Source organism: Pseudoalteromonas sp. bablab_jr010 (assembly GCF_016464105.1).
Classification (GTDB): Bacteria; Pseudomonadota; Gammaproteobacteria; order Enterobacterales; family Alteromonadaceae; genus Pseudoalteromonas; species Pseudoalteromonas simplex.
Window position 1 is genome coordinate 25880 of record NZ_JACDWV010000128.1, and the last position, 7877, is coordinate 33756.

The 7877-nt window shown below is 42.1% G+C and carries 9 protein-coding genes; 4 read left to right on the top strand and 5 right to left on the bottom strand.

The window, feature by feature from the left end; translation table 11 throughout:
* The first annotated feature begins 21 nt into the window (after positions 1-21).
* From JIG37_RS11115 to dolP, 4 genes are read left to right on the top strand one after another with little or no spacing between them, the layout of a single operon-like run.
* Entirely contained in the window at positions 22-1899 is a 1878-nt protein-coding gene (locus JIG37_RS11115; protein WP_199529375.1) for a penicillin-binding protein activator, read from the top strand.
* Positions 1900-1936: 37 nt separating this feature from the next.
* Positions 1937-2308, top strand: a complete 372-nt coding sequence (locus JIG37_RS11120) for a YraN family protein (RefSeq protein ID WP_138602020.1) — start codon at positions 1937-1939, stop codon at positions 2306-2308.
* 32 nt (positions 2309-2340) lie between these two features.
* Positions 2341-2928, top strand: coding sequence for an SIS domain-containing protein (locus tag JIG37_RS11125; RefSeq protein WP_138602022.1), 588 nt, complete (start codon positions 2341-2343; stop codon positions 2926-2928).
* Positions 2928-3494, top strand: a complete 567-nt coding sequence (gene dolP, locus JIG37_RS11130; protein WP_054554183.1) for a division/outer membrane stress-associated lipid-binding lipoprotein — start codon at positions 2928-2930, stop codon at positions 3492-3494. The genes JIG37_RS11125 and dolP overlap by 1 nt, the downstream gene beginning before the upstream one ends.
* Before the next feature lie 65 nt (positions 3495-3559).
* Here dolP and JIG37_RS11135 read toward each other — a convergent pair whose 3' ends face one another.
* The 5 genes from JIG37_RS11135 to petA form a co-directional block, all read right to left on the bottom strand.
* A complete protein-coding gene (locus JIG37_RS11135) occupies positions 3560-4000 on the bottom strand; it encodes a ClpXP protease specificity-enhancing factor (protein WP_054554182.1) in 441 nt (146 codons plus the stop codon).
* On the bottom strand, positions 4000-4626 hold the full coding sequence (sspA, locus tag JIG37_RS11140; protein ID WP_054554181.1) for a stringent starvation protein SspA: 627 nt from the start codon (positions 4624-4626) through the stop codon (positions 4000-4002). Before sspA ends, JIG37_RS11135 begins: the two co-directional genes overlap by 1 nt.
* A 79-nt stretch (positions 4627-4705) precedes the next feature.
* Positions 4706-5443: a cytochrome c1 gene (locus JIG37_RS11145; protein WP_054554180.1), complete on the bottom strand. Its 738-nt coding sequence runs from the start codon at positions 5441-5443 to the stop codon at positions 4706-4708.
* The gene (locus JIG37_RS11150; protein ID WP_054554179.1) at positions 5440-6705 is read right to left on the bottom strand and encodes a cytochrome b N-terminal domain-containing protein; all 1266 of its coding nucleotides are present in this window, start codon (positions 6703-6705) and stop codon (positions 5440-5442) included. The genes JIG37_RS11145 and JIG37_RS11150 overlap by 4 nt, the downstream gene beginning before the upstream one ends.
* Positions 6705-7295: a ubiquinol-cytochrome c reductase iron-sulfur subunit gene (petA, locus tag JIG37_RS11155; protein ID WP_054554178.1), complete on the bottom strand. Its 591-nt coding sequence runs from the start codon at positions 7293-7295 to the stop codon at positions 6705-6707. The genes JIG37_RS11150 and petA overlap by 1 nt, the downstream gene beginning before the upstream one ends.
* Between the last annotated feature and the right edge of the window lie 582 nt (positions 7296-7877).

Sequence of the window (7877 nt, forward strand, 5' to 3'; positions counted from 1 at the left end):
TTAACGTATCGGGAAATCATTGTGCGACTTAAACTTGTTAGTCTATTAATTGTATTGTCAGGGTTATCGGCTTGTAGCACAACCGAAAAACCTCGAAATAGTGCAGAAAATCAATCGGGCCAATCGAGTATTGCCCTATCACAGCTAACCGACGCACAATCTATGTACCAAGCGGCGCTAAACCGTCAAGGTGCCGATAAAATACAGCTTTTATACACTGCGCGTGATGCGGCTATCAGTGAGGAGCGCTGGGCACTACTAGAAAAAGTCTGCCTTGAACTAGAAGCGACCCCAAGTGTAGACCAAATTCAAAACAAACTTTACATTGCTCTTGCACAAGAGCATCAAGGCAAAAGTGATTTAGCTTTAGCTCAGTTACAGCAACTCGAGCCACAGTTAAGCCAGCCTGAACATCAAGCATGGCACCAATTTTTAACTGCGCGTGTTTATGCATCGCAAGGCATGCCAAAACGAGCAATGCCTTTCTTTTTTAAAGCATCAACACTTAGCAGCGAAAACAATTTTATCGTTGCCAATCTAAACAAAGATTTATGGCAAAGCCTAACCCAGCTTTCATCGTACGCACTTGAGCGTTTTAATCGTGGCTCTGTGGTGCAACAAGGTTGGGTCAATTTAGCGCTCTATCACCAAGTGTATTTAGGTGCGCCTGTTGAGCTTCATCAAGCAATGAACAACTGGCTGCGTCGCTACCCGGGTCACCCAGCAGCTGAGGTGCTGCCTAAAAAGGTAACAGAGCTAGTACAAATTGAACCTTTAAATGTAAACCGCCTCGCAGTACTACTCCCTCAATCAGGCGCCAATGAGCGATTAGGTGATGCACTAAAAGCAGGTGTGCTTGCTGCCTTAGATGGAAAATCATTAGAACAAACATTATTTATTGATGAGTCGCTATCAGCCGCAGAAATTACACTTAAACTCAGCGAATTTAATGCTGATTTTGTTATCGGCCCTTTATTAAAAACTAATATCGAAAAGCTAACCAACGCTCAAACACTAGTTGATTACCCAGTGATGCATTTAAACACCTTTGATGGTGAGCGAATTTCACAGCAGCACTTTTTCTTTGCTTTAAGTCCTGAACATGAAGTTCAGCAAGCGTTAGAGCGATTTTTAACAGCGGGCTATCAAAAGCCGATGCTGCTAGCACCAAATAATAGTAACGGCCAACGCCTAGTTGAATACTTCAATACGCAGTGGCAACGCTACAGCGAAGTTAAACCTCAAATTGGGCTTTACTCTGGTAAAGACGACATGCCGAAAACAATCACTGGCTTACTTGAAGTAGACCAAAGCAAAGAGCGTATTAAAGTTGCCAAATCGTTATTCAAGCAAGAAGTTGAAAGTGAAACTCGCTCGCGCAGCGACATTGATGTGATTTATATTTTAGGTGATGCTACTGAAACGCGTTTAATCAAGCCCTATTTAGACGTAAACGTAAGTACTTTTGCTGAGCGTATTCCGCTTTATGCCAGCTCAAAAAGCCACAGTAAGCAAATCGATAGAACCGACAAAGGCGATTTAGATGGCCTTTATTTTACGGAACTACCTTGGATGCTTGATGGTCAAATTCAACAACACAATTTACGCCAGCAATACGAAAGTTTATGGCCAGAAAACGCAGATATAAGCCAGCGCTTATTTGCCATGGCATTCGATGCAGCCAGTATGCTAGGTGATGTGAAGCAATTAAGCATGGTGCAAGGTAAACGCTTTAGTGGTATCAGTGGTCAACTGAGCATTGCCAGCAATGGCTATGTTACGCGCACTTTAGATTGGGCACAGTACAAAAATAAACAAATTATTGCGGTTGATTTAGCGACTGAGCAACCAATTCCATTATTTATGCAATCTGCCTTTGGAATTAACGCTGCTGAATAATCTTTTTAAAACGTAGTAATAGCTCAAGGATGAAGCTATGTCTTGGTTTAAGCAATTATGGCAAAATAGCCGCGAAAAAGGCCTGTATTACGAAAAACAGGCTGAACAATATTTAATACAACATGGTTTAAAAGCCATTGAACGCAATTACTTATGTAAATACGGTGAGCTAGACCTAATAATGCGTGACGGGCAAACGCTGGTATTTGTAGAAGTAAAATTTAGAAAAAACGCCTTGCGTGGTGGCGCAAACTATGCCCTCAGCAAACAAAAGCAGCAACGATTAAGGCGCACGATTAGCCATTATCTTGCCGAGAAAAAGATCTCAAACCAGTCTATGCGGATAGATTATGTCGCTATAACAGGTGAGCTTAACAGCACCCTAAACTGGTTTAAAAATGTTTACTAACGCCGTTTGGCGTCGGCTTAATTTGGTAGGTTATGCAAGAAACGATAAAAAAAATCTTTACTGAAAATATTCAAGTTCAAATAGCGGCAGGTGAAGTACTGCCAAGCGCACTTGAATCAGCAGCATTCACCATTGCACAAAGCCTCATTAACGGCAATAAGCTGTTATGTTGTGGCACTCCTAGCTGTCATATGTTGGCACAGCACATGGCAGGGCTATTAATTAACTTTTATGAAACCGAGCGCCCTTGCCTACCCGCAGTTGCGCTTGCACAAGATCAAGTTAACTTAGGCGCAGCAGCCAATAACGATGAGCACGAAACCTTTGCACGACAAATTCGTGCATTTGCTCAGCAAGGCGACCTTTTATTAGCAATTGCAGTTAATGGTAATGAAAAGCAAATTATCTCAGCAGTTGAAGCGGCACTGACTCGTGATATGAAAGTGATTGTGCTTGTTGGTGATGACGGCGGTGAATTAGTTGGCTTACTTGGCCCAAATGACGTTGAAATTCGTGTGCCATCAAAGCGCCCAAGCCGTATCGTTGAGTCGCATTTAGTGAATTTGCACTGCCTCAGTGAACTTATCGATTTAACCTTATTCCCACAGGAAGAAAATTAATGTTTAAACAGTCTTTAATTGTTATTAGTACCGTTTTATTGCTGCAAGGCTGTGCAGCTGCCGTTGTCGCCGGTACAGCGGGCGCTGTAACTGCCGCGAATGATCGCCGCACAATCGGTTCACAAATCGACGATAACAACATCGAAATTAAAAGCTCTATCGCTATTAGCGAAAATGAGCGACTACATAAATTTGCCAACGTAAACGTTATCAGCGTCAATGGTATTGTGCTTATGATTGGTCAAGTTGCTAACGCAGAAATGAAAGACGAAGCACAACGCGCTATTGAGGGCGTTGATGGCATTCGTAAAATTCACAACCAAATTCGCATTGGTTCGAATATTGGTATGAGTACGCAAACACACGACTCTTGGTTAACCTCTAAAGTGAAAACGCAATTGCTTACCACAGAGAGTATTAGCAGCAATAACATCAAAGTTGTAACAGAAAATGGCGAAGTCTTTTTAATGGGCTTAGTGAGCGATTCTGAAGCGAATTTAGCGGTTGATGTAGCACGCAACGTATCAGGCGTTGAACGTGTTATTAAAGTGTTTGAATATTTATAATACCCAACCGCAAATTGATAATAAAAAACCCGCTTAATAGCGGGTTTTCTTTTGTCTGACTAAGGTTACTTAATCACTCGTAAGTGAGCACCTTTTTTCTTCTCTGGTTTAGCAGGTGGTTCATCATCTGGCGTAATATCGTCAGGTGTTTCAACACTTTCTAATACCGGAGCAAAATCGTCTTCGTCCTCGATGAATTCTTCTGCAGTAAATACAGTCCCTTCACCATTCTCACGTGCATAAATTGCGAGCACAGCACCCATAGGTACGTACACTTGCATTGGCTGGCCACCAAAGCGCGCATTAAAGCTAAGCTGTTGGTTGTCCATTGCAAATTGTGTTACCGCTGATGGGCTAATGTTCAAAACGATCTGACCGTCTTGCACAAACTGTGTTGGTACTTGTACAGCAGGAAAATCAGCGTTAACCACTAAGTGTGGTGTGCACTGATTATCAACAATCCAATCAAAGAAAGCGCGTAGTAAATAAGGACGATTAGGCGTCATTATAAACGGATCTCACGCTCTGCTTCAGTTAGTGAAGCTTGGAATGATTCACGCTCAAATAAACGCAACATGTATTCTTTAAGCTCTTTCGCGCCTGCACCATTAAGCTCAATGCCAAGCTCAGGTAAACGCCAAAGTAATGGTGCTAAGTAACAATCAACTAAGCTGAACTCTTCACTCATGAAGTAAGGTGCTTCAGAGAAGATTGGTGCAATTGCAAGTAACGCTTCTGTAAGCTCTTTACGTGCTTGCGCTGCTTCGCTGCTACCGCTAGTGATTTTGTTAGCTAGGCTATACCAATCCGTGTCGATACGATGCATCATCAGACGACTACGGCCACGCATAACCGGATAAACTGGCATTAGTGGAGGATGAGGGAAACGTTCATCAAGGTATTCCATGATGATGTTTGCCTGATATAAACCAAGCTCACGATCGATCAGTGTTGGTACTGTACCGTAAGGGTTAATCTCATGAAGTGCTTCTGGCAGGTTATCCTTTTCAGCCAGGTGAATGTCAACACTTACACCTTTTTCAGCAAGTACGATACGTACTTGATGGCTATACATACAGTTAGCACCAGAAAACAGGGTCATTACAGGGCGCTTATTGGCAGCTACGGCCATGCCTACCTCCATTATATTACAAAAACAGCAATAGGGGCTTAAGCCCCTATCACAAAACTACCTTTCAAAATGCCCAGGATTAGTGAACATCTCTCCAGTATTCTTTCTTCAGCATGAATGCCAAGATAAATAGAATCACTAGGAAACCAATTACCTTAAGACCTAACGCTTCTGACTCTAAACGTGACGGCTCGCCAACGTAAGCTAAGAAGTTAGTTAAGTCACGAGCAGCACGATCGTACTCGTCAACACTCATTTCACCAGAACCATCTGTCTCAACGCCAACAACTTTAGTCACTGTGTGACCATGTTCTTCCACTTCTTCAGTGATTGGTGTTGGTAAGCCTTGTAGTTCTTGAAGAACGTGTGGCATACCTACCGATGGGAAAACAACGTTGTTTACGCCAAACGGACGAGATTCATCTTTATAGAATGACTTCAGGTAAGTATAGATCCAGTCAGTACCACGAACTCGCGCTACAAGCGTAAGATCCGGTGGCGCTGCGCCAAACCATTTAGCTGCGTCATCTTTATCAATCGCATTTTTGATGTGGCTACCTACTTTTGAGCCATCAAAAATTAGTTGCTCTTGACCAATCTCAGTAGGAATACCGATATCGCGGAACGTACGCTCATAACGTTGATACTGCATTTGGTGACAACCAAGACAGTAGTTCATGAACAATTTAGCACCGCGCTGTAAAGATGCGTTATCTTTAAGGTCAATGTTCGCATCCATTAAAGGAACCGAAGGACCTGCTGCCATTGTCAACGATGGCAACAATGCGAATAAACCGATAATTAGCTTTTTCATCATTTCGTCAACCTCGTTGGTAATGGCTTAGTTTTCTCATTCTTGCTGTAAACAAATAACAATACGAAGAACATGAAGTATGTCACAGTCGTAATTTGTGATAACAGCGTTTTGAAATCAGTTTGTGGTGTAGCACCAACCCAACCCAAGATAACGAAAGTTACCACGAATTGTGCGATGTTTAACTTGTGTAAGCCACAACGATAACGAATAGAGCGAACCGAACCACGGTCAATCCAAGGTAGTAACGCAAGCACTACGATAGATGCACCCATCGCCACAACACCCATTAACTTGTTAGGGATTGCACGTAGGATTGCGTAGAATGGCGTAAAGTACCAAACTGGGAAAATGTGCTCTGGTGTTTTCAGCGGGTTAGCTGCTTCGAAGTTTGGCGCTTCTAAGAAGAAACCATTCATCGCAGGCATAAAGAATACAACCCAACAGAATAAGATTAAGAAACCAACCACACCTACAATATCTTTTACTGTGTAGTAAGGATGGAACGGGATTGCATCAACAATGTCTTTCTTGTTGGTGTAATACTCGTGGAATTTGAATTTAGGCTTATCTTCTTCAGCTACAGTGCCTTTCTTACGCTTGATTTCAACACCATCTGGGTTGTTTGAACCCACTTCGTGTAGTGCAACAATGTGTAAGAATACTAAGATAACGATTACTAAAGGTAATGCAATTACGTGTAGTGCAAAGAAGCGGTTAAGCGTAGCACCAGAAATTACGTAGTCACCACGGATCCAAAGCGTTAAATCATCACCAATAACCGGAATCGCACCGAATAGTGAAATGATTACCTGTGCACCCCAGAAAGACATTTGTCCCCAAGGAAGTAAGTAACCCATGAAAGCTTCAGCCATAAGCGCTAAGAAGATGAACATACCGAATAACCACAGTAATTCACGTGGTTTTTGGTAAGAACCGTAGATCATGCCACGGAACATGTGCAGGTATACAACGATAAAGAACGCTGATGCACCTGTTGAGTGAAGGTAACGAAGTAACCAACCGTATTCAACATCACGCATGATGTATTCTACCGATGCGAAAGCACCTTCAGCAGATGGTACAAAGTTCATTGTTAACCAGATACCAGTTACGATTTGGTTAACAAGTACTAACATGGCTAGAGAGCCAAAGAAGTACCAGAAGTTAAAGTTTTTTGGTGCTGGATACTGTGCAATATGCATGTTCCAAACACGTGTCATTGGAATACGATCGTCGATCCAACCAATAATTTTACCAAACATTACGCCACTCCTTTTTCTTCACCGACTAGAATAGTCGTGTCATCAAGGAAGGTATACGGAGGAATTTCTAGATTTAATGGTGCAGGTACAGATTGGAATACACGACCAGCCATATCAAATTTAGAACCGTGACACGGACAGAAGAAACCGTCGTCTGTGCCCTCTACTTTCTCACCAAAGCCACCTTGTAGGAAGCTAGGAGAACAACCTAAGTGCGTACAAATACCAACAGCAACGAAGATCTCAGGACGTTGCGAACGATATTCATTGGTTGATGATTCAGGTTGTTGAGGCTCTTCAGACGCAGGATCACGAAGTTGACCTTCATGTTCTTTCATCTGTTCAAGCATTCTTGGTGTACGATTAATAACCCAAACAGGTTTTCCTCGCCACTCAACACGTATTAATTGTCCTGGCTCAAGCTTGCTGATATCTACTTCTACAGGCGCACCCGCAGATTTAGCTCGCTCACTTGGATTCCAAGACGCAATAAAAGGAACAGCAGCCCCAGCCGCACCAACACCACCAACAACAGAGGTAGCTATGGTTAAAAAGCGACGTCGGCCATTGTCTACAGGCGCATTGCTCATCCACTTATCTCCACTATGATTCCCAACACTTGCCATATTGAGAACATCAGTTACAGCAGGTTAATTTTTAGAAATTTCAAAATAGACGCGATCATAATTAAAACCCTTGATTAAAACAAGGTTATTCACAGTCTCATGCTCGAATAAACCCTATTTAATAGATTATTAATTTAGGTTAGCTCGAGTATGAAGCCGCTGGTTATGATAACGCATATAAAAAAACAATATACTGACCAAGATCAACCTCACTAAGAGGAAACAGAATTCTGCATTAGCTGTTGTTGAACTCACTCACATTACTTGCCCCCCAATTGTAGCAAAAAATTTCATCAATTAACTGATGGATTTAAGCTAATTTTGCTAAATCTTGAAGTTTTTTTACTGTAATACGTACTAATTATTAACAGCGGTTAAATATCGAACGAAAAAAGGTAGGTTTTTGTACTTCAGCTATCAGCTATCAGCTATCAGCTATCAGCTATCAGCTATCAGCTATCAGCTATCAGCTATCAGCTATCAGCTATCAGCTATCAGCTATCAGCTATCAGCTATCAGCTATCAGCTATCAGCTATCAGCTATCA

What these genes read in the sequence shown, in the direction of transcription:
- JIG37_RS11125 (WP_138602022.1), top strand. Translation starts at nt 2,341, where the DNA reads ATGCAAGAAACGATAAAAAAAATCTTTACTGAAAATATTCAAGTTCAA.
- petA (WP_054554178.1), bottom strand. Translation starts at nt 7,295, where the DNA reads ATGAGCAATGCGCCTGTAGACAATGGCCGACGTCGCTTTTTAACCATA.
- sspA (WP_054554181.1), bottom strand. Translation starts at nt 4,626, where the DNA reads ATGGCCGTAGCTGCCAATAAGCGCCCTGTAATGACCCTGTTTTCTGGT.
- JIG37_RS11145 (WP_054554180.1), bottom strand. Translation starts at nt 5,443, where the DNA reads ATGATGAAAAAGCTAATTATCGGTTTATTCGCATTGTTGCCATCGTTG.
- dolP (WP_054554183.1), top strand. Translation starts at nt 2,928, where the DNA reads ATGTTTAAACAGTCTTTAATTGTTATTAGTACCGTTTTATTGCTGCAA.
- JIG37_RS11150 (WP_054554179.1), bottom strand. Translation starts at nt 6,705, where the DNA reads ATGTTTGGTAAAATTATTGGTTGGATCGACGATCGTATTCCAATGACA.
- JIG37_RS11135 (WP_054554182.1), bottom strand. Translation starts at nt 4,000, where the DNA reads ATGACGCCTAATCGTCCTTATTTACTACGCGCTTTCTTTGATTGGATT.
- JIG37_RS11120 (WP_138602020.1), top strand. Translation starts at nt 1,937, where the DNA reads ATGTCTTGGTTTAAGCAATTATGGCAAAATAGCCGCGAAAAAGGCCTG.